General features: G+C 59.0%; 15 protein-coding genes and 6 pseudogenes. 11 read left to right on the top strand and 10 right to left on the bottom strand.

Annotated elements, in window-relative coordinates:
- Positions 1-240: 240 nt before the first annotated feature.
- Both BcanWU425_RS32000 and BcanWU425_RS37785 read right to left on the bottom strand, forming a co-directional pair.
- Positions 241-405, bottom strand: coding sequence for a hypothetical protein (locus BcanWU425_RS32000; protein ID WP_231188972.1), 165 nt, complete (start codon positions 403-405; stop codon positions 241-243).
- Positions 406-1,287: 882 nt separating this feature from the next.
- The gene (locus BcanWU425_RS37785; RefSeq protein WP_445818633.1) at positions 1,288-1,659 is read right to left on the bottom strand and encodes a MaoC family dehydratase; all 372 of its coding nucleotides are present in this window, start codon (positions 1,657-1,659) and stop codon (positions 1,288-1,290) included.
- A gap of 1,504 nt (positions 1,660-3,163) precedes the next feature.
- Between BcanWU425_RS37785 and BcanWU425_RS31995 the strand changes: the two are divergent.
- From BcanWU425_RS31995 to BcanWU425_RS31985, 3 genes and pseudogenes are all read left to right on the top strand, one after another.
- Positions 3,164-3,362 (top strand): annotated as a pseudogene (locus BcanWU425_RS31995) (hypothetical protein).
- Between the two features lie 995 nt (positions 3,363-4,357).
- Positions 4,358-5,201: pseudogene (locus tag BcanWU425_RS31990) on the top strand (polysaccharide deacetylase family protein).
- 1,188 nt (positions 5,202-6,389) lie between these two features.
- On the top strand, positions 6,390-6,962 hold the full coding sequence (locus BcanWU425_RS31985; RefSeq protein ID WP_231188970.1) for a GNAT family N-acetyltransferase: 573 nt from the start codon (positions 6,390-6,392) through the stop codon (positions 6,960-6,962).
- On the opposite strand, the pseudogene BcanWU425_RS37780 reads toward BcanWU425_RS31985, so the two are convergent.
- The 8 genes and pseudogenes from BcanWU425_RS37780 to BcanWU425_RS31950 form a co-directional block, all read right to left on the bottom strand.
- Positions 6,907-7,032, bottom strand: a pseudogene (locus tag BcanWU425_RS37780) (ATP-binding cassette domain-containing protein); the annotation flags it as partial. The gene BcanWU425_RS31985 and the pseudogene BcanWU425_RS37780 overlap by 56 nt on opposite strands.
- Before the next feature lie 201 nt (positions 7,033-7,233).
- Positions 7,234-8,425: pseudogene (locus tag BcanWU425_RS31980) on the bottom strand (diaminopropionate ammonia-lyase).
- Positions 8,424-8,761, bottom strand: a pseudogene (locus BcanWU425_RS31975) (aldehyde dehydrogenase family protein); the annotation flags it as partial. The pseudogenes BcanWU425_RS31975 and BcanWU425_RS31980, both read right to left, overlap by 2 nt.
- 264 nt (positions 8,762-9,025) lie before the next feature.
- Positions 9,026-9,274 carry a DUF3551 domain-containing protein gene (locus BcanWU425_RS31970; protein ID WP_231188968.1) on the bottom strand — a complete coding sequence of 83 codons (249 nt, stop codon included), beginning with the start codon at positions 9,272-9,274 and terminating at the stop codon, positions 9,026-9,028.
- A gap of 403 nt (positions 9,275-9,677) precedes the next feature.
- Positions 9,678-10,145 (bottom strand): MarR family winged helix-turn-helix transcriptional regulator, encoded by a 468-nt coding sequence (locus tag BcanWU425_RS31965; RefSeq protein WP_231188967.1) that lies wholly within the window; start codon positions 10,143-10,145, stop codon positions 9,678-9,680.
- Between the two features lie 619 nt (positions 10,146-10,764).
- Positions 10,765-10,845 carry a hypothetical protein gene (locus BcanWU425_RS37775; protein WP_445818659.1) on the bottom strand — a complete coding sequence of 27 codons (81 nt, stop codon included), beginning with the start codon at positions 10,843-10,845 and terminating at the stop codon, positions 10,765-10,767.
- A 357-nt stretch (positions 10,846-11,202) separates the two neighbouring features.
- Positions 11,203-12,540: pseudogene (locus tag BcanWU425_RS31960) on the bottom strand (LLM class flavin-dependent oxidoreductase).
- A 129-nt stretch (positions 12,541-12,669) separates the two neighbouring features.
- Positions 12,670-12,903 carry a hypothetical protein gene (locus BcanWU425_RS31950; RefSeq protein WP_231188966.1) on the bottom strand — a complete coding sequence of 78 codons (234 nt, stop codon included), beginning with the start codon at positions 12,901-12,903 and terminating at the stop codon, positions 12,670-12,672.
- A gap of 202 nt (positions 12,904-13,105) precedes the next feature.
- Between BcanWU425_RS31950 and BcanWU425_RS31945 the strand changes: the two genes are divergently transcribed.
- The 8 genes from BcanWU425_RS31945 (at position 13,106) to BcanWU425_RS31910 (ending at position 20,501) form a co-directional block, all read left to right on the top strand.
- Complete coding sequence (locus tag BcanWU425_RS31945) at positions 13,106-14,035, top strand: TauD/TfdA dioxygenase family protein (RefSeq protein ID WP_231188965.1); 930 nt, start codon at positions 13,106-13,108, stop codon at positions 14,033-14,035.
- A 45-nt stretch (positions 14,036-14,080) separates the two neighbouring features.
- Complete coding sequence (locus BcanWU425_RS31940; protein ID WP_326956077.1) at positions 14,081-15,121, top strand: ABC transporter substrate-binding protein; 1,041 nt, start codon at positions 14,081-14,083, stop codon at positions 15,119-15,121.
- A gap of 163 nt (positions 15,122-15,284) precedes the next feature.
- Entirely contained in the window at positions 15,285-15,980 is a 696-nt protein-coding gene (locus BcanWU425_RS31935) for an ABC transporter ATP-binding protein (protein ID WP_231188964.1), read from the top strand.
- A complete protein-coding gene (locus BcanWU425_RS31930; protein WP_231188963.1) occupies positions 15,973-16,473 on the top strand; it encodes an ABC transporter permease in 501 nt (166 codons plus the stop codon). The genes BcanWU425_RS31935 and BcanWU425_RS31930 overlap by 8 nt, the downstream gene beginning before the upstream one ends.
- Entirely contained in the window at positions 16,460-16,849 is a 390-nt protein-coding gene (locus tag BcanWU425_RS31925; protein WP_231188962.1) for an ABC transporter permease, read from the top strand. The genes BcanWU425_RS31930 and BcanWU425_RS31925 overlap by 14 nt, the downstream gene beginning before the upstream one ends.
- A 1,338-nt stretch (positions 16,850-18,187) precedes the next feature.
- On the top strand, positions 18,188-18,535 hold the full coding sequence (locus tag BcanWU425_RS31920) for a PilZ domain-containing protein (protein WP_317245072.1): 348 nt from the start codon (positions 18,188-18,190) through the stop codon (positions 18,533-18,535).
- A 398-nt stretch (positions 18,536-18,933) separates the two neighbouring features.
- Positions 18,934-19,221: a helix-turn-helix domain-containing protein gene (locus tag BcanWU425_RS31915; RefSeq protein WP_231188961.1), complete on the top strand. Its 288-nt coding sequence runs from the start codon at positions 18,934-18,936 to the stop codon at positions 19,219-19,221.
- Entirely contained in the window at positions 19,218-20,501 is a 1,284-nt protein-coding gene (locus BcanWU425_RS31910) for a type II toxin-antitoxin system HipA family toxin (RefSeq protein WP_231188960.1), read from the top strand. The genes BcanWU425_RS31915 and BcanWU425_RS31910 overlap by 4 nt, the downstream gene beginning before the upstream one ends.
- Positions 20,502-21,063: the final 562 nt, after the last annotated feature.

Genomic DNA, 21,063 nt, shown 5'->3' with positions numbered 1-21,063 from the left:
CCACGCCTCGATCGGGACAACGGCGCCGGCGCGCCCGTCCGGAATGGCAGCCAGCAGCTTCTCGAAGCCGGGCCGCGTAACGCCACCGCCAGAGCGGCCAAGATCGTCCTCGATGATGGCGACATCGCTCCAGCCGAGCTCCGCGCCCGATCGGCAAGTCTATATTGACGGCGCTTGCTTTCCAGATTGCTGGCGCTCTGATCAGCTGTGATCGACGTATCTAGGCGACGGGTGAGGAGCTCAGGCGCGATGTTGCTCATCAGCGACCCCCGTTGCCTTGTCGCTGGCCGCGTGTGCCGCGACGTTGTCGTCGGATAAGGCGACCAGCATACGCTCGATGGTGATGTCCATAATGCTGTTCAACCTGGAATTCCAGGAATACATATACCGGGCAATGTGCATCACGTGAGATCCTTCTTGGATGGTACCCAAGGCATGCCGCGCCCCAAAGCCGCCGAGGGTGGCTTGGGCAAGCTATCGTTCCAGCGGAGCTACCGACATTCAGCCCTCGATTGGCGGTCCGAGCCGCATGAGCTCGCGCGACCAAGTTTGCCTCGCGAGACGCTGCATCACCAATACTGACGGTCAAAAAGAATTCTTTATCACAAGAACAAAGTCGGGCACGAGCTTAGACTAGAGAGCAAACTCGCGACGTGAGATGATGCATCGATCAGATAGGGCTTCCTTCCTGCTCCTGATCTCTAGTTTCATGCTCTGTCGCTGCCTCTGCTCAGCAAAGCCGACTATCGGCCCAAGTTCGGCCGGAGCAAACATCGCCCCAGCCACACCACGCCCAAACACAAAACGCCCCACCTCAGCCGGAGCGAAGGAGCGAATACCGCAGCAGGCAGATCGAGCACGCGACTCCGATCTTAGCGCTGAGGAGTCACCGGAGGCGTCCGGATGGAAGCCGTGCCGTGCGCCGGAAGAGGGTGCGATCGCTCGAGAGCCTCAGAGCCTCGGCATTCTGATCGCTCTCGACGACTTCGGGACCGGCGATTCCTCATTGTCCTATGTCGAGGCTTTCCCTTTCGAGCGTACGAGATGGTCGCGCTTTTCGATCAGCTCGGCCCTTCGGAGGAAAAATTCGCGCGCGGTCTTGCGAACAATGCGCGGTGCGCGAAGCTCATCTCCTGTTCGGATGCCTTGTTGATGAACAGATAGCAAAGTGCGCGCGTCCTTGGCGATGATTCTGCCTTACCAAGACCGCAAGATAAGTGGTGGCCTTCACCGCGGCGGCGCCACCGCAGGTCGAAACTCGCCGCTCACCGGCTGAACCTGCCCAAGTCATTTGGGTACCTTGGCGTACCCAACTGTCTTGACTGTCTTTGATCCGTCTCGCGCCGCCAATTGAAGCAGCCAATCATCGTCAGTCCTCCCCTCGACGACTGTCGCATGAGAGGTTAGCCGTGAGCCGATCAATAACGGCGAGATGAACTTCAGGGCGAGCTCGGCTCCGTCGAACATTTTGAGGCCGAAGTGGCGCAGCAGAAGCGAGCTGAGTTGGCCCGCGGATAGCAAGCCCTGAACCACTGGCACGGGAAAGCCTGCGCGTCGTGCAATTTCATAGCTTGTATGCAGGCCTTGCCGCAAGTTCGGCGGATCCTGCAGGATAATGGATATCCTGAGAAGATTACGCTTTGCTCCAATCCCACCCATCGCGTCACCGGCCCGAGCACCATTCCTTGCTTGAGCGGCTCGTTGGGAACTGCAAAGACACTCGACTGCGGAAGCTCGGCTGAGACCAGAGGCAGGGCGTCAGACCAGCTTTCCGGAACCGCGCCGAAATCGGAGCCGTTGTGTCCGTATACCCGACCGTCTCAGTCGGGAGCATCTCCGCAATCAGCTTGGATCCGGATTTGATACTGCTTCGCACCGACCGGAAGCGGCGCCCGCGGCGCACGAACTTGGCGGCGTGCGTACCAGTGATCGTTACTGAGGCTCCAATCGGCAGGGGAGCGTGGTATTTGATCACCGATTTGGCGTGCAAGCCGCCGCCAGAGCCTGGATCGGTGCAGTCATAGCGAACTAAGAACAGCTTAAGTAAGTCATTGACCAGCAGGCTCGGAGGAACAAACGGTCCAACTCCGGGCAACCCATTAGTGAAAATTTCAGGATTCTCCCCGATGGCGAAAGCATGCGCCAATACGACGCCCTCGCTCACTTCTCCGGCGACTAAGGCATCACATTGCCACACATATACCGATCCTCTGAGCCGAATTCTGCCAATCTGAGAGGGGGGACGCTTGAATTCCGCATTGGATCGAAGAGTACGAAGCTTTCGTGTGTTGCGGCAGTATCCGCTATTCACGTGACGGCAGCTCGTGTGTTCCGCATTGGCGCTTTCGTCGCCAAACTTGATCCCGCCGTGCAAAGCATTGTTCGGCGCGCTCAACTGCTAAAGCCTGGAGCCCGCTTCCGCCGCGCGCTCCGAAGGCGCGGAGAAGATTTAGTACATCACCAAAACATCAATCGTCGGCTTGCAGGGGCGTCCTTTCTCGGAATTAAATCGAGAATTGGATCCGGTAAGCGTACACCGGCCTTCTACGAAGAACTCATCGCGAAGGGACGATTGACGGTGTGTCTGCGCGACAGTGTTGTGGTTAGATTTGTCGAGCCGAGCCTGGTGAAGTAACTTGATATTTATCTTGCCTGACGTCGCTGGTCTCGGACTCGGGCGCCGCCTGCTGGAGTTTGGAATCAAGCGAGCCCGGTTGGGCCATAACGGTCCAACAAGGCTCGGGCGACGATTAATGCTGACGGGATTTTATCGAAGCGTGGATTCAGAAGCCTAGGCGGAGGCTACTTCTCCCCCGGTCTCCCGCGAAGCGATTGAGATCGTACGTGTGGAATTGTGAATTCCTGTCTTTGCTGCGGTCAGGGAGTTAGCCTCCCAAGGGGTACGTCGCGTAAGAAACGCTAATACCAGGCGACCTGGCGATCGCGGGTCGCCGCGATTTGTCGGCCAGCACGAGCGCGCCATCGATACGTTGAACTTGATCGAAATAAGCCGGTCGAACGCAGAATTTAGGCGTCAGGGGAAGCTAGAGGACGCTCTGCGGCGAGGCGCTGGAGTCGCAGATTTCTTTCGATCAAACACACTTGAATCGCGCAACGCGAAATGTGCATTATCTTCCTCACTAGGGATGGCGGAGATCTTCAATTGTTGGACGCCGTTACCACCGCGCTTCTGCGCGCGATCCTGGACGAGGTCTGCGAGAGCCTTTCCCCGTACGATACCGGTGCCCGCACCTACGTCGCCTCGAAGATTCTGGACGCCTATCAGAGGTGAGACGACGCCGGACCGCCTCAAGCAAATCGGGCGCGAAGCCCTCTCCGAAAGACCGACCATGTGGAGGTAGTCCCTCCAATGAAATTTCCAGGTCAGAGCCGTGAAGATTCTGGCGAGCTATCCCGTCGAGTTCGCAAGATGGCTGTGTTTATGGCCATTTTGGCGACGCCTGCCTCGCCCGCGTTGACCCAAAAGTTGACTCCCGATCGCGGCGTGCAAAAGCCAGGCGTCCTTTCGTTATCTCCGCCGCAGGACGGCGGAGTGAGCCGCAATCACGTTGGAAAAATGCATTCCCTCGAAATAACGGCAGTAACAGTGCGCCGGTTTTGAATATCAATTTGTGTGTTGACCGGCCTAACGCGCATCGCAGCGACGGCTGCTCTCTCTTCTGCTGTGCAATCGAGGGTAACTCATGCGCAATCATGACCTTGTTTCTGCTAGCTTCCTGGCGCTGACCGCCGCCGGCCTCGCGCCGCTCTGCTCGAGCCTGCTCGTCTTTGCCTTCGCTTAGCGGCGGCATCGGATGACGGGGAGCCGATCGAGATCGTGCATATGGAATGTTGAATCCAAATGGTCTCGCTGCGGTGAAGGATACATCGGCATCGGGGGCGTCCCGCGGCATTGGCGGCTTCGCGAAAAAAGGGGCGAGCGCCGTCGGCGCATGCCGACTATCCGAAATCCGTCGGAAAACGCATTAGAACGCGGAATTCACGCGTCAGTGCCCGCGACATTGCATCAATCAATATCGCCACATGGCTAATATGTAGGGACGAACGTAACCATTGCACGAGCCGACGTTTGTGGCGGCCGGCAAAGTACAATTGCGCAGCTAAACCCGTCCCATTCGACGGAGCAGCAAATGATCTGGCTGCAAGACAACCTGATGCGCTCGGGAGCGAAGTAGTCCGATCGGAGCGCTGGTCGACTGCCACGGGTCAGCTAGTCCGGAATGGAAACGAGGCGGCTGACACCACCGGCAAGGCTAACATAACCCACGTAGAACGGGAGGACTATCTTGTTCAAAACCGCAACCGGACACCCGTCCGGGGAAGGCCTTGATGGCAGATGTCTGCACGGACGGATCCTGCTTCTTGCGAACGTCGTGACGGCGGTGCTTGCCGGCATTACAGTTGCCGCTGCGGCCGACTACCGCGTGAGGACGCGCTTGGGACCTCGCGCGTGCTCACCGTTGACACCAACACTTATCCGCGGGTCGGACCGAAGAGCTTTCCCCAAACCCTCCCCTTGGTCGACCACGAGGTTGTGCTGACCTTCGACGACGGGCCCAGGCCGCCGTACACGGAAGAGGTGCTGGCGGCGCTCGCCCAGGAGTGTGTGCAAGCCACGTTTTTCCTCGTCGGCAAGTCGTCAGCTCAATTTCCCGAGCTTGCGGCGCGCGGCCACGCAAGGTCACACTATCGCGCACCAGACATGGTCGCATTCGATGGCGTCAAAGATCAGCGTCGAAAAGGTGAAGGAGGAGATCGACCGCGGGATTGCGGCCGACGAAATGGCGCTCCATGGCATATCGACAACTGCCCCCACGACGCCGTTCTTCCGCTTCCCCTATTTTGGTTCAACGCCTAAGACGCTCGATCTGCTCCAGTCTCGGGGCATCGTCGTGTTTGGAGCGGACCTGTGGGCCAGCGACTGGGAGGAACTGACGCCAGACCAGGAGCTGAAGCTCATCACCAGCCGGCTGAATGCCGCGGGCAGGGGGATCATTGTGCTTCACGACGGTAAGGCACATACCGCCCGCGATGAAGCCCGCCTTCCTACGGTACCTGCACGGCAATGGCTATCACGTCGTTCACATCGTTCCGACGGCGCCGCTGCAGAGGAATGCCGATACGCCTTGATGGCGGAATGTCACGATGCCGCAGATTGGATATGGTCCCGAACCAACTAAGCCGTCCTTCATGCTAGCCGGTGCAATGATGAAGGCGGAATCGCGCCTGAGCCGGCAAGCTCCCGTCATAGGAATGTAGGAAAGTGACGTAAGTCACTTCAGACGTCTGCCTCATCCATGCCGTTTACGCGCCGACAGGAGTGGTAGGCGCGCATAGCCGCTACGAATCGTCCTCGTGCAGCACTTCCTGATTTTGGAATGGCAGAAGCCTACCGCTTATGCCTGAGCGATCTTCTGCTGAATGCCGCGACATTCTCGCGGAGTAACGCGTGTCCGCAAGCATAGAACAGTCTTTCAACAAACAGATCGTAAAGTGATCCAAGTGAACGATAGAAACGTCTCGCGCGATACGGCCCGACGATGCTCTCAAAGCATTTAACGGCTATGCGATGGCAGGCGGTGAACCCGGCTCATCAGGACGGGACGTTGTCTATTCGAAGAACACGAGAGAAGCCGGCCTCAATCGCGAGCTCAACTATTAAGTTGCACGCGTTCGTCGGGCGTCCGTGATGTTCTTCATCGGCGCGGCAACAAATGGCGCGTCCGATGAGAAATTAGAAAAACTGATTATCTAAACACTACCGAAAACAGTGTGCCATGGACTCGCGTGCTCCACGATTCTCTGAGAGCATAGATGCCAGCAATGACGGCGGTACGGACGCTCATGATCCCCAACAACAGCTTCGACAAGGTGAGTAATTCAATTATTGCCGCGGACGGATGAGCGTTTTTTCCGCCACGCGCGCAACCACCGTCATGCGACCGTCAAATGTGATTGATCGAGACTGGATCCGGCAAATTGCTGGTCGGCCTGCCGTTCGAGCTTTCTACGAGGGGGGAGAGTGGACCCTAATCCGTGAGCCTGTTCGCAAGCGGTTAGCCTCGCTCCTGTAACGTCCGCGCATGAACACGATCCGCCCGATGTTGGGCGACACGCAAGTCCAAAGAAGAAGAGACTGCTCCGTGCGATCATCACGATGTTCGGCAAGTTATCTTACGAGTTTCCCAGATAGTTTTAGCTTAGCTAGGAGCGACACAAAGACGCTATCACCGCGGTGTGAACTAAACGTCATCTGACCTTCAACCCTGCGGCATATCTGTTTTGGATCGGGTGCTGCGGCCGGCTCGTGCCCCGATGCCGCCGCTGGACCAGGTCGTACATTGGTAAAACTTGAAAGAGGATGTGACATGGTGACCACGCGTGAAGTCTCTAACGGCGACGCTACAACGGTGACTCACATGGTTGCCGCCCTACTTGCCGAACTTGAGGGCGGACAAAAGCAGGGCGGACCAGATACCCAGCTCGTTGTCGACCTCTTGGCCATGAAAGAGCGCGTCCATGGGTTTTTGGCCTTCACGGAGTCACGCCCGGTCGGCCTCATTATGTTGTCGGAAAGCGCCGCCCTTTTTGCGGGCGGAACCTACGGTATTATCACCGAACTCTACGTGGTGCCGGATCAGCGATCGTCTGGGGTCGCGATGCGTCTCATTGAGGCTGCGGTGGGCCTAGGGACGGTAAAAGGCTGGGGCCAGCTCGAAGTAGGGGCGCCGAGGCAACCAATGTGGAGCCGTAGCCCCAACTCAGCATTATACCTGAAGGCCGGTTTTGCAGAGATCGGCCCACGCCTCAAGTTGCCGTTACACGGCTTACCTGGTCAACGTGCGAAACGTGATGCTGCGGGCAGCTCGCGGTTAGATCCTCGGCAGCAACGCGCACTGAGCCGCTGTCGCTCGCATCCGACTTCTGCGAGGTTTGCGTGAGCGTCGATTTGCCGGCGCCCGATTGACCCGCGATGAAGTTTGTAGTGCCGGGTTTGAGTCCGACCGACAAGTCAGAGAGAACCGGCGCATCTCAAACCCCTCATTGTGAGTGAGCCAATTCGCGTGCCCAGCTCGAAGGGACATGAACCCCTGCGCCGCGCAGAGGCCGGCCTCTGCGCAGCGATGAGCCTTCTGTAAGGGCGGAACGCTGGCCAGTGTGCCAAGGCGTACGGATGGGACGGGCTTACGAAAGGCTCACGAGCTCGCCCCATCAGTTGACCGGTTTAATATTCTTCGAGGTCACTTGCGCTGGCGTCGCACCGATGAGCTGGTCGTACAGGAGAGGATCTGTCGCGCCCTCGGTGTTGATCAGAAAGACCCGTGCATTGGGTCCAAGACCGACCTTGCCACGCAAGGTCAGGTCAGAAGCAGCCTTCAGTAATGCTGCGAGGCCAACACCACCACTCTCGCCTGCAACGACAGCGGGATCGCCATCCTTCGGATTTGCCAGTCGTTTCATCACGCTGATTGCGTCCTCGTCGTCGACAGTCATAAAAGCATCCGCCGTGCGCGAAAGGATGAGCGACGAGCGAAGGCGCGTAGCATTCGAGCATCGCCATCACGGTCGGTTGCCCATGATCTACCTTGACAGGATGACCGGCGCGCGCGCTTCCGAAGAGGCATGCTGCCCGCGAGGGATCGACAACTGTGAAGAAGGGGCGGTTGTCGCCCAACAGAATTGATAGATGTCCAGCAACGGCTGCGGCGATGCCACCGACGCCTGCCTGGAGGAAGACGTGCGTCGGCGGCTCCGCCAAGTGGCGTAGTGCTTCGCTCACAAGTGCGGTATATCCCTGCATTACAAAACGTGGGATCCGCTCATAGCCGGGCCAGGACGTGTCAGACACTGTGATCCAACCTTCTTGTGCCGCAACTCGCGATGCTTGGACGACAGAATCGTCATAGTTGCCGTCGACACGGATCATCTGCGCGCCAAAGCGGGCGATGGCGGCGATGCGCTCGTTGCTCACGCCTGAATGAACGAAGATGACGCATTTTGCGCCAACGAGCTGGGCACCCTGGGCAACTGATCTGCCATGGTTGCCATCCGTGGCGCAAGAGACCGTCATACGTCTTGCCACGGTCTTTACTTCAGCTGTGTGCAGCTCGGACGCGTCAACATGGCGACCGAGCTGCCGAGTTGCTTCCTCGAGCACCAGGCGAATCACTGCATAGGAACCGCCTAAGGCTTTGAAACTCCCAAGCCCGAGACGTTGGCCTTCGTCCTTTAGATGGATCGAACCCACTCCAATCTCGCGGGCAGAGCCTGGCAAAGAAATAAGAGGGGTTTCCTTGTGGCCATCGCGATGCTCGAGAAACCGCTCGACCTCGCGAGCGGCTTCGACGCTCACCGCGTCGGCGTCCGAGGCATCAAGGGGAGCGAGGGCGGGACCGAAGATCAATCTCTTCGCAGCAAAGTGTCATGTCGGTAGTCAGGCGATCAAATCGACTTCCACCGATGAAATATCCCCCTTCATAGCCTTGACGCCGAAGTTTGCGTCCGTCGACGATCAGCTTTGATACCTTCTTGTACGTCCTCGTCGATGTAGCCTCGGACCTTATCGAGCTGGCTTTGTTGCTAGTGACCCCATTTCGGCATCGGGACAAGTGCCAGGACCGACGTTCAGGGCGCGGATCTTAGGCGCCAGCTTTTTCAGATCATCAACCGCGTGGTCCATGTCGGCGTCCGGCATGACAATCATGTGGTTCATGGCGCCTCCGAGAGCCTGGCAGTGCTTGCGGCAACAGGATGCCCCGAAACCGGCGGTCGGATTTGGTCGAGGATTGAGGCCGGTGCCGGTGCGACAAGATTGCCCAATTGCGCGTGAGGCCGATGAGCCATCCCGTTCCGATCGTTGTACTTGGCGTCCCGAGGCAACTGAGGGCGCGAGCGTACTCGAGCGAGGACGTCCACCCAGGCGGAAGCCCAACGCTTAACCAGCACGGGAGGTCGATCTATAGGAGCAAAGACTGATGTTTCGACCACAGTTGGCGATCACGCATCAGTGCAGGTGCCCTCCTTCTAGCTGGAATGCATAGATCGGATTCATCCCGCAATAGGCTAGGGTACCAGAGGCATAGGTCGAGAACTGGCAATTGCCTGGATATCCCCAGATACGTCCCTGAAGGCAATAAACGTCCTGCCGAGCCGGTGGCATGAAAGAACGACCTCGCGGAGCGGCGGTCAATGGCGATTCAAAGCCGATTAGGATGGAAAGTGCAAACACACAGATAAAGGGAAGGTTGCGCATGAGACCTTTAGCCTCCGTTCAGACTTGAGAGGATAGAAAATCTAGAATTGATGTTTTGATCTTGGTCAATGGCAAACAGCTTCGTAGACGGCTTGGCCGATGGACTTCGTCGCGATCTGCAAGAGCTCTGCGAATCCACAAAGGCTTAGCGGCTGACCGCGTGTAACAGGTTGGGGACGCCAGAAATCTGGAACTCCGCGGAGAACTCTGGCCTCATACCGCATGCGTATTGGTCGTCCAAATCGACTCGCTCCCGATCCACAAATGTAACTTTAGCCTGTCACCGCTGGGACTGGCCGACCGGCACGAGGAACCGATGTGCTCCTCATGATGGCGGTGCTTCACATGAGGGCATGCGGCCCTCGCATTCAAGCAACCGTTGCTCATCCAAAGCGCCTCCCTTCTAACGTCGGCCCCTCCCTCGGTCTGACGCCCCACCGGTATCCAGTTCGGCTTGCAGGCGAGCTCTCTCCAGCCGCTTCCTGAGCCCTGCAAGTCGGCTCGACAGTCTCATCGATTCCTCGATGCCAAACTCACCGAAAACGAATTCATCCAGTTCCTCCTGTTGTGCAGCGATTTCCGCAAGACGCTTACGGGCTTTGTCCGTTAGCGAGAGCTGGACGACCCGAGCATCCCTGATACCGGTCTTGCGCCGCACAAATCCGAGTTTCTCCAGCGCCTTCGAATGTAGCGTGATGAAGGAGGGGTCGACTTTCATCAGTTTTGCGACTACTCCGGCCGGAGCACCGCCATCCTTGTCTAAGTCCATCACCGCCATCAAGATCGCCAATTGTGTTCCACTAATGCCGAGTGCCTCGGCTCGGACGTGAAGAAAATCCTCCAGACAGACGTTGAGGGATCTGATCTCCAACGTTAATCGCCGTACCAGCTCCTGACTCTCAGCAGAGCCATTTCCCCCTCGCGTTGCTTGCTTAGCCAAATGCGGTGCCGCCGAATGTTAGGACGCTATTGAAAGCTCGTTCGCGCTGAGAAGGTTCAAGTTAGGGACAATTTGTTGGTCCTCACGTGCTCACTTCCGTCGACAATTGGCGAATGCCGAGAAGTGGCCCGACTATGTGACTCCCGGCGAGACCCCGGCCTAAATGTCGGCGACTACTGCTTGCCAACCTATTGGCTTCACCAAAGATAGTAGGCTCGCCGAGAAGCACGTTCAAAAAGACCTCGATTCGTGTGTCCCACACCGGCGCGAGACTACATCACTTACGCTCCGGCACAGGCTGCCCCAAATGCGGGAAGACCGTTCTCGGATCCGGGCAACAGGCTCGAATGACTTTTCTAAAGTGGCGCAGCTCCGCGCTTAACGAATGGCAACTTTGCACAATCGATACGGTGGAAATCATCAAAAACGATCGCCCAAACGCCGGATTCAAGCGCCGGCGTTGCATCTCGTGTATTGCCACCCACGAGCGGGTGTTGCCGCCCGACAAGCGAGAGGATTTCGATCGTCGGCCGTCCGACCATCCAGCCCTCTAATCGTCGAGGAACAGGGAGCGAAGACCGCATCCAACTCCTGCCGTATTATCGGCGGGAGCGCGATCGGTTCGGGTCATGTGAAAGCGGAAGCGATGGAAAACGTACGGGTAGCCCCGTCGGACCAGGCACATCTAGATCCCGCCTTCCGGCCCCAAGTCATTCTTCCTTGCCGTCGAGACTTGATCGCCCGCCGGCTAAACCCGGCGCGACAACTCACCATAAGCTGTCTGGAAGGCACGGCCGCGGAAGGACAGATCTATTCGCCGAAGCCGTGAAAACCTGGTTCACCGGGAGTGAACCTCGCTCAGACCCTGGGTTGCTATGAGGGGCATAGAGAAATCTCCCTCGCTTACGCCTTAGCCGCCCAGCGACCCAATGAAAGCAACCCGTTAGGCGTCTGTCGTGCCATCTTCAAACCAGTGTTCTCACGCGAATTATGCGATCGCCTCAATGGCGTTGGAGAAGATGCTGGCCGGCCGGCTCACGCCGTAATGATCGCGCAGCGTTGTGCCCGTGTAGTCGTGACGGAACAGGCCGCGCTTGCGCAGAATGGGCACGACCTGCTCGGCGAAGATGTCGAACCCACCGGGCAGCCAGGGCGGCATGACGTTGAAACCATCGGCTGCGCCGTTCTCGAACCAGGTCTGAATGTTGTCCTCGATCTTTTCCGGCGGTCCGGCAATCACCCAATGGCCGCGGGCGCCGGCCAGGCGCTGTACGAGCTGACGAATCGTCGGCTTCTCGCGATCGACGATGTCGATCACCAGCTTGAAGCGGCTGGCAACGCCGTGGGCGCCCTCGGTATCGATCAGATGGCGGGGAAAGGGGCCATCGAGGTCAAACCCGGAGAGGTCGAGACCGATCATCTGGCGCAGCTGGGTTAGCGAATACTCGGGCTGGATCAGCTCGTTGAACTCGTCCTGCAGCCGATCGACCTCGATCTGCGTGCTGGCGATGAAGGGACTGATGCCGGGGAGAATCTTGATTTGATCGGGACTGCGGCCAAAGGCGCGCGCCTGACGTTTGATGTCGGCATAGAATTCCTGGGCGCTCGCCAGTGTCTGATGCGCGGTAAAGATCGCCTCTGCGAAACGCGCTGCAAAGGCGCGTCCGTCGTCGGAAGAGCCGGCCTGCACATAGACCGGTCGTCCCTGCGGCGTCCTTGACATGTTGAGCGGCCCTCGCACGCGAAAATGCTTTCCGATGTGATTAGATCGCGTGGATCCTGCCGGTGTCGGCGAAAACACCCGAGATGGGGTCGTTGACGAGCGCGTCGTCCTCCCAACTGTCCCAAAGCCGCGTGATAATATTCCCGCGCCCGCTCATAGCGTTCGTGATGCGGAGGGTGCTCGGGCAAGCCAAAGTTATGCGCGGACTGCGGCGTGCTCGTTGTCACGATGTTCCAGCCGGCCCGGCCGCTACTGATGTGATCCAGCGAGGCGAACAGCCGCGCCGGGTTGTAGGGCTCGGTGTAGGTCGTCGATGCGGTCGCGATCAGGCCGATCCGCTGGGTGGCGGATGCGATCGCGGTGAGCAGGATGATCGGCTCGAGCCGAAACCGCTGGGCGTAGCAGACATCGTCCGCCAGGGCCGGACCATCGGCGAAGAATACCGCGTCAAACCTGTGCGCTTCAGCGCGCTGCGCGTAGCTCCTGATAGTAGGTGACGTCGAGGATGCGATTGGCTGCCGAACTCCTGTGGCGCCAGGCAGCTTCGTGATGACCATCTGGATACATGAAGAAGTTAAGGGAAAGCTGCCGTCGTTCGCTCATTTGTGAGATCCGCGTCCATTGGGAGCTGTAGCAAGCGAGACTCTACGTCTGCAGTCCCGCTGATGTCGATGAAATGAATTTGCGTTGTTGAGGTGGATGCAAGCATGAAGCTTGCGACCAGAGCGCCAATCAAAAACCAGGCCAGTCGTCACGATAAGAAACGACGGCGGCTGTAACGATCTTATCGCGTCTTTGGACGAGAAGTGCGTTGCGTGGCGTCAAATTGCGCGCTCTTGCAGCCGGGCAGGCAGTCATCATTGCAAATCTTTCAGTGTCAGCATTGCTAATGAAGCGTTCGTTGCCTCTCGCCGAAAACAAAGCTGGTTTTGTTTCATTTGACTGACGATCGATCGCTCGTACCATTCAGGACTTCAACGCGAGGTCGTTTCATCATGCTCCAATTCGATCGCAGTGACCGATATCCCGGCTCGGGCCGTCTGCCGGAGCACGTTGCGGCCGAGTAGGGCCCGTAGCCTGAAATGATTTTATCTATCTCCGCCGTCGTTTCCGCGACCGGCGCATGGCGGAGCTTTGTCCAGGGGATCGCAGTGACGAGAGCACGACCATGAGCAACACGACAAACATCGATGATGTCATTCCGCGCACCGACATCGTCAAGCGTGCGGCCAGGCTTGGCGCCGAGATCAGGAACATCAAACTGTGGGGCGACCTTTCGGACGAGACCATTCGTGCCATCAATCAGGTGCTGCTCGAACACAAGGTCATCTTCTTCCGGGACCAGGGACATCTCGACGATGCCCAACAGGAGCGCTTTGCCATCAGACTCGGCAAGCTGGTGCCCCATCCGACGGTCGGCGCGATCAAGGGCACGTCGTCGATCCTGGAGCTGGACTCGGGGCGAGGCGGTGGCCGCGCCGACCAATGGCATACGGATGTCACCTTCGTCGACGCCTATCCGAAAATCTCGGTGCTGCGCGGCGTGGTGATTCCACCCTACGGCGGCGACACCGTCTGGTCGAACACGGCAGCCGCCTATCTCGACCTGCCGGCGCCCCTGCGCAAGCTCGCCGACGAACTGTGGGCCGTTCACAGCAACGCCTATGATTATGCCGTGAAGACGCGGGCAATCGAGGTGGACAAGAAGCACTTCGACGAGGTGTTCACCGGAACGATCTTTGAGACCGAGCATCCGGTGGTGCGCGTCCATCCCGAGACAGGCGAGCGCACGCTCGTGCTCGGCAATTTCGTGCAGCGCTTCGTTGGCCTGCCGAAATCCGACGGCCAGAAGCTGTTCGACCTGTTCCAGTCGCATATCACGGCGCCGGAAAACACCGTTCGTTGGAGCTGGGAGGCCGGCGACGTTGCGATCTGGGACAATCGCGCCACGCAACGTTACGCGGTCAACGACTATGGCGACCAGCACCGCGTTGTGCGCCGGGCCACCATCGATGGCGATGTACCGCTCAGCGTCGACGGTCGCCGCAGTGTGACGCGCGTCAAGACATCCAAGCCCCCGCCCCCCCAAGCCGCTTGATCCGGATTAGCTCACGAGAGTCACAATGATGAACGCTATACTTCGATTGCTTCCCGCAAGGCGCGCCGGGTTGGGACGGGCCACCCGCAACACGTTGCGGGTTTTGTTGGCGGGCGCCGTGGCGCTCGGCCTCGCGGCCCCGGCATTGGCCGAGCCGCCGCTCGAGAAGACCGAGATCCGATACCAGGGATCGGCCGGGCAGGTGAGCTGGCCGAGGACCTCGGCTATCTCGCGCCGCTCAAGCTCAAATGGGTCGGTAACACCATCAGCGGGCCACAGGACATCCAGGCCGTCGTCACCGGCGATATCGACATCGGCGGCGCGTTCTATGGGGCGATCCTCAAGTTGATCGCGGCGAAGGCGCCGGTCAAGGCGGTGGTCGGCTACTACGGCTCCGACGCCAACACCTATTGCGCCTACTTCGTGAAGGACGACAGCCCGATCAAGACCGCGCATGACCTGATCGGCAGGAATGTCGCGGTCAACACGCTGGGCGCACATTTGGAGTTCGTGCTGCGCGAATATCTGGCTAGGTCCGGCCTCAGCGCTGGTGAAGCCAGGCAGGTCACGCTGGTGGCGATCCCTCCGGTCAGCGGCGAGCAAGCGTTGCGCCAGGGCCAGGTCGAGGTCAGCGCGCTGGGCGGTGTCCTGCGCGACAAGGCGCTGGAACGGGGTGGCATCCGCTCGCTCTTTGTCGACACCGATCTGTTCGGCCAGTTCACCGGCGGTGCCTATGTACTGCGGGACAAATTCATCAAGGATAATACCAATGCCTCGCGTAAGCTGGTGCAGGGGATTTCGCGGGCCATCGAATGGGCCCAGACCACACCGCCGGAAGAGGTGCGGGCCCGGTTCGACAAGATCATCGCCGAGCGCAAGCGCAACGAGGATGCCTCCTCGATTAAATACTGGAAGAGCACCGGTGTTGCATCCAAGGGCGGCTTGATCTCGGACAGCGAAATCCAGGTATGGATCGACTGGCTGGTGAAGGACGGCCTGTTCAAGCCGGGTCAGGTCAAGGCTTCCGACACCTACACCAATGCGTTCAACTATTTTCGTCCCGGAAAAACGGCGGAGGCCCGATGACCTTCGTCAAGATCCGTTGCGAGCATGTCTGCAAGGACTCTGTCCTGCGCGGGGAGGGGGGCGCACCAGGCCGCCACTTCATCGCTCTGGAGGACATCACGCTCGATGTTCGCTCGGCGAATTCTTGGCCCTGGTTGGCCCAAGCGGCTGCGGGAAATCCACATTGGTCGATCTGCTGGGCGGGCTCACGCTGCTGACCAACGGCCGGATTCTGCTCGATGGCCGGCCGATTGCCGGACCCGGTCGCGACCGCGGCATCGTGTTCCAGCAGTATGCGCTGTTTCCCTGGCGCACCGCCGCTGAGAATGTTGAGTTCGGTCTCGATATCGCCGGGTTCAAGGCCAAGCAGCGGCTCGACATCGTGCGGCATTTCCTCGAGCTGGTCGGGTTGTCCGGCTTTGCCGACCGCTACCCGCACGAGCTCTCCGGCGGCATGAAGCAGCGCGTGGCGATCGCGCGAAGCCTCGCCTACGATCCGGAAGTGCTGCTGATGGACGAGCCGTTCGCCGCGCTGGACGCCCAGACGCACGAGACGCTGCAGGGCGAACTGCTGCGGATCTGGCGCGCCACTGGCAAGACGATCGTCTTCATCACCCACGGCATCGACGAGGCCATCGTGCTCGGCCAGCGGGTGGCGGTGATGACGTCGCATCCGGGCCGGATCAAGCAGATCATCGACATTCCGGACGTGCTGCGCAGCGAGGCTGATGACGTGCGCTCGCTGCCTGAGTTCAGCCGCGTGCGCCACGAGGTCTGGAGTCTGTTACGCGACGAAGTCTTGAAAGCGCAGCAAGGACAATTGGCCGTCGGCGCTGGTGCGCGCGCCGATCGCAAAGTGGAGGAGGTCACCCATGTCTAGCCTCGAGATGCTGACATTGCTGGAGCTTGCGCACGGGCGCCGAGAGCCGCTGACCAGCGTGGAAAGCCCGGCATCGCCGGTTGTGGACTGGATTCACCCCGCGGCCCGCGGGCTGGCTGCCTTCGGGCACCGCTCGTTGCTGCTGGTTGCCATGTTGGCGGCATGGGAGGTGGCGCCGCGGCTCGGGTTGATCGATCCGGTGTTCCTGCCACCCTTCTCGGAGGTGATCGCCGCGGGCAGGCAGCTTGCGCAAACCGGCGAGCTCTATGATGACGTCTCCGCCAGCCTGCTGCGTGCCTTGAGCGGATTTCTGATTTCTGTCGCCTTGATCGTCCCGCTTGGCGTGGCCGTCGGTTGGTATGCGCGTCTCGGCAATCTCGTGAACCAGTTCATCGAGATCTGCCGCAACACCGCGCCGCTTGCGCTGCTGCCGGTCTTCATCCCTGCTGCTCGAAATCGGCGAAACGTCGAAGATCACGATGGTGGTCTATAGTTGCGCTTGGCCGCTGCTGCTCAACACCGTTGCCGCGGTGAAACAGGTCGATCCGTTGCTGATCAAGTCGGCGCGGACCATGGGTGCAACCCCGCAGCAGCTGTTTCGCAAGGTCATCCTGCCGGCTGCGCTTCCCACTATCTTCGTCGGTATTCGTCTGGCCAGCGCGTCGGCCATGCTAGTGTTGGTTGCGCCCGAAATGGTCGGCGCCAAGGCCGGCCTTGGCTATCTCATCATCAATAGCCAGTACAGCTTCCTGATTCCGCAAATGTATTTCGGCATCCTCAGCATGACGGTCATCGGGCTGGTGTTCAATGCCATTCTGGAGGCACTGGAGCGGCGCGTCATGCGGTGGAAAGCGCCATTGACGGCATGAGATATGGAATCAGGCGCCGCTCGCAGGTTCCGCGCTGGCCGCCTGCGTAACCATGCTGTTCGGCGGATCTGTCAGAGATTGCCGCCGATCATCGACTTGTCGTTTTCGACGCAAACAGCAGCGCCAGCATCAACATCCCCGCGGTCGGCATGCCGATATCGATGTCGATGTCGACCACGGTCGGTCGCTGCTCGCGATCGGTGGCAGCCGCGTAGTCGCTGCTGCTGCTGGCATCACCTCACGTTAGAGGTGCTCTTTCGAGGCTCCGCAAAAGATGATTTTTCCTCCGCGGCTTTTCCAATTCCGCGGGGCGCTTCAGAGCACTCTTGCCCACCCCATTCACCCGGCACTCCCGTGGACACGGCTGCGCAATCACGACGGTTAGGCGTCTCGCCCCTCGTAAGGCGCCGGATTAGCCAGGGCTGAAGATCAAGCAGAGCAGGATCGCCGCCAGACCAATGTCCAACCGATTGACGTGGCGAGAGCCCATACTTGGATTGGCATCGGACGAACTCTCCCGACGAGGCTAAGACACTGCTGGCGGGGGACAGCGGCCTCTTGAAGTTACCTCAAACCCTGTTCGAGATAAAAGCTTTTACTTGGGGATCGCCAGAATCAAAAGCCGGACTCGCCACTTGTGAAGTCAAAAACGATTTCAGACCTATGATCTTTCGCCCGTGCCTAGACTACTGTAGAGGCGTCCATTGCGCGCAGAGGGCGATCGAAAGTGAGTAGTAGCAATCGGCGCTCAAATTGGGCGGCATCAGCCTAGTTGTTTACGAAGCCAAATGGGCTTCGCGTCGCGATTGTGCCGCGCCCAAGACGTCGCCGCGTTCGACAGTCCTGCTCTGCATCTGAACGCAGGTGCTACGCGCCACAGGGTTGAACGGTGCGGGAATGCGGCGCACTGCTCGCTGATCGTGCTGGAAACCAGCGGCCCATTGGGAGACCAGCAGGAATTATGCGCCGTATTTGAATAATCTCATGATGAGCCGGCGAACCGAGGATTACGTGATCTCTACTCCTCGCCAAAATTGAGCTCGGTCATGGGCATTGTTGATCTTGTCAGCAGCAGCTTCTGTTGCCGTCGGCAGCTGGAGTTGCGCAACTCTGCTTCCGCTCGTCTTCACGTAAAGTGAGTTGGTCGGTAGTGTTGCCATCTTGTAGACGTCAATCGCTGTTGTCCCGGAGCTTCTCCAACTACGTCGCTCAAACCCGCACGAACCATCTTCGGAAAGTGGTGGCGAGAGCTGCGTCCGCTTTTCAGTATCTTTGCTTTCGTATCAAGCCGACAGATATTTTGCCTTCTTGGTAGTTGTCATTTTCATTTGATTGCAGATGCGAGGCCAGATGAGGAGCAATTTGACTCCGCTTCGCCCGGTCTGGACTGAAAGCCATTGGATGTGGGATAAGCGAAAATCAAAGCGCGTTCACTTCGAGCACGAGTACCGGGCAACCCTTTTAGGTCTAGACGGCACGTGGCGGCGCGATTGCATTCTCATCGACGTTTCCGACACCGGAGCACGCCTTCGAATTTATGGATCGACAGACGTGCTCAAAGCTCGCCAGTTCTTCCTGCTGCTTTCAACCGTCGGATTAGCTTACCGGCGATGCAAGTTGATTCGACTGGACGGCTCGGAAATCGGGGTCCAATTTGTAACCAGCCGGAATATTCGCTCGGGCTAATTGCCAGAGAAACCAAATCCAGTTCGAATTGATTCAATGAGGAGGGTCGTCCTCCCAACTCACTCCTGAATCGACGCTACCTGGCAGCAGCGATGCCCCTCATTCTTATTGTAGGGGCGGTCCATCCCGGGTATCGAACCCTTATGCGATTGCCTGAACGGCGCCCGAGAACATGCCGTGCGGCGGTCTCAGGACGTAGTGCTGCCCGTGGCGCTGCAGCGGTATAGTCGTTCCGGAACACGCCATATCGCCGCAAATGCGGACTACCTGCTTCGAACAGTTGGGACTAAGTCAGCGTTTGATGACATTCAACTTTGTCATCGATCGCTGACATTCACAAATTGTCAACGAACGCCGACTTATGCTAAAGTAAGCGAACGTAGACATTTGGATGTCCCATGCTCATACGCACACCGGCCGAACTCGGCGCCATCCTTCGCGACCGGCGCAAGAAGCTCAAACTCGATCAATCGACGTTTGCCAAGAGCATTGGCGTCAGCCGCCAATGGGTGATCGAGGTTGAGCACGGTCACCCGCGCGCTGAGCTCGGGCTGATCCTTCGCGCTCTCGATGCCCTGGACATCCGCCTGGATGCGGGCACCGAACAAACGCCAGCCCGCGGGACCACCAGGCCAGCCGTCGATATCAACGCCATCGTGGCCAAGGCCAGGAAAAAAAGGGCATGACGAGCGAACTTGTTGCTCTGCTCGATGATCGGGAAATCGGCCGCGTGCGCAATGACGCCCGCGGCCGGCTCACCCTTATCTATGACAAGGACTGGCGCCGGGCCGAGGGAGCCTATCCGCTATCGCTGTCCATGCCGCTCGCGGCCGAAGAGCACGGTCCTTCCGCCGTGCAGGCCTTCCTCTGGGGACTCCTGCCCGACAACGAGCGCGTGCTGGAAAGGTGGGCCCGAAGATTTCAGGTGTCCGCGCGCAACGTGTTTGCCCTTATTTCCCATGTCGGCGAGGACTGCGCGGGTGCCGTTCAGTTCGTCACGCCCGATCGGCTGGGCGCCTTGCGAAGCGGGGCCGAAGACAAGGTCGAATGGCTTGATGAGACGGCGATCGCCAAACGCCTGCAAACCTTACGCGAGGATCACACCGCCTGGCGATTGCCGCGCGACACCGGACAATTCAGCCTTGCGGGTGCTCAACCCAAAACCGCCTTGCTTCTGCAAAAAGGCAAGTGGGGAATTCCCTCTGGGCGCATTCCGACCACGCATATCCTCAAACCGCCGACCGGCCATTTCGATGGGCACGCGGAAAATGAACATATCTGCCTCATACTTGCGCGCAGTCTCGGTCTGCCCGTCGCCGACACCCAGGTGATGCGTTTCGGAAAGGAAATCGCCATTGTCATCGAGCGCTACGACCGGCAGTTCAGTGGGAACGAGATCGTCCGTGTCCACCAGGAAGATATCTGCCAGGCGCTCGGCATCCTGCCGACCATGAAGTATCAAAACGATGGCGGGCCAAGCCCTGCCGATGTGATCGAGCTTTTGCGCGCCTACTCCACGGATCGGGTCGCCGACGTTGACACGTTTGTCGACGCGCTAAGCTTAAATTGGCTGATCGCGGGTACGGATGCGCATGCCAAGAATTATTCGCTGCTGCTGGCCGGAGGCCCTCATGTACGGCTCGCCCCGCTCTACGACATCGCCAGCATTCTTCCCTACGATGACGTCGATCTTCAGAAGATCAAGCTCGCGATGAAAATCGGCGGTGACTACAAGCTCAGCCAGATTAGTTTGCGCGATTGGCAGAAGTTCGCGCGCGAAACGCGGCTCGATCCTGACAAGGTGATCACCGGACTGATTGCCATGGCCGAGCAGCTTCCCGATATTGTAGCCGCTGTACGGAAGCAAGCCCGGAAAGACGGATTGGACAATGCCATCATCGGGCGTCTCGCCGAGCACCTGATCGCAAGAGCCGGGCAATGCCGTCGACTCCTCGGTGAGGCATAGGTTCCGGCGACCGCCGCCAGCAGCATGATCGACATGTCGTTTGACGATGCCAATGATGATCATGATCGGCAGCACCAGCATCAGCACCACAGTGATCGGCATGCCGATGTCGATGTCGACATCGACGATGTCAGTGGGTGCTCGCGATCCGTGGCAGCCGCGTAGTCGCTGCGGGTAGCATCACCATACGGCATGTCCTTCAAAGCTCCGACGAACAGCGATTTTTCCTCTGCGGCTTTTCTAATTCGGTAGGACGCTCGTAGGTCCTCTTTTTGACGGGGCCCCAAATCAATGACGTTTAGGCGTCTCGGCCCGCTTAGGGGGCCGCCGGATTAGCCAGGTCCGAAGATCAAATAGAGCAGGATCACGGCCACGGCGACTGTCCAGCCGATCGACGTAGCGACAGCCCATACTTGCATCGGCATCGGATGGCCCTCCCGATGAAAGCTAACGAAGAGGCCGCTGGCGCTGGACAGCGACCTCTTGGACCCGCCTCAAAATGTCTTCGAGATAAAAACCCCGGGTCGCTACAATCAAACGCCGGACTCGCCACCCTGTGAAG

The organism is Bradyrhizobium sp. WU425 (genome assembly GCF_021052305.1).
GTDB classification, from domain to species: Bacteria; Pseudomonadota; Alphaproteobacteria; order Rhizobiales; family Xanthobacteraceae; genus Bradyrhizobium; species Bradyrhizobium canariense_D.
This window is presented reverse-complemented; position numbering and strand designations above follow the sequence as displayed.